Source organism: Mycobacterium sp. 1245801.1, assembly GCF_001673055.1.
Taxonomy (GTDB): Bacteria; Actinomycetota; Actinomycetes; order Mycobacteriales; family Mycobacteriaceae; genus Mycobacterium; species Mycobacterium europaeum_A.
Genome location: NZ_LZKY01000377.1, coordinates 1 through 683, shown reverse-complemented (window position 1 = coordinate 683; position 683 = coordinate 1). Strand labels below are relative to the sequence as shown.

The 683-nt window shown below is 59.9% G+C and carries 1 protein-coding gene; it reads right to left on the bottom strand.

Annotated elements, in window-relative coordinates; genetic code table 11:
* The coding region (locus tag A5622_RS24305; protein ID WP_156753077.1) for an MCE family protein at positions 1-683 on the bottom strand (683 nt) is incomplete at both ends.

Here is a 683-nt window from a genome sequence, read left to right as displayed (position 1 = left end):
GTCGGCGGCGCCGCGCGCCAGATACGGCCCACCCTTGTTGAACAGCTCGGCACCGGTGTTACCAAACCCGGCCGCCGACAACAACGCCTGATCCAAATCCTTCTGCTGAGCATTGAGGGTGCGCGCGGTGATCACCGCGTCGTTCAAAAAGTCGAACAGATCCGGCGCCGCATTCGCATACGTATCACCCAACGCCGCCAACTGCTGAATATCCTTGCGCGCCTGCGGCATCCGCGGATTCACATCATCAAGCAACATGTTGGCGTTGACCACCGACTGACCGAACTTCTCCCCCAACCCCGACAACGACTGCGCCGCCGCACTCAACGTCAGATTCAGCTTGATCGGATCCACCTTCTCCGCGATCGACGTGATCGTCTGAAACAACGTGTTGATCTCGGTGGTCACCGACCGCGCATCGATCACCGTGCGCGACGAAATCTTCTGCGGCGACGGATTCGCCGGCGTCGTCAACGACACATACTTGCCACCAAACACCGTCGTCGCCTTGATATCCGCATTCACATTCGACGGAATCAACGCCAAATACCGCGGAAACACCTCCAACGTGAACTTCGCCGCCGGCTTCCCATCACGCACCGTCTCCGCAATCGACCCCACCCGGCCGATCTCCACCCCGTTATACGTCACCTTCGAACCCGGATCCATCACCAAACCGGCCC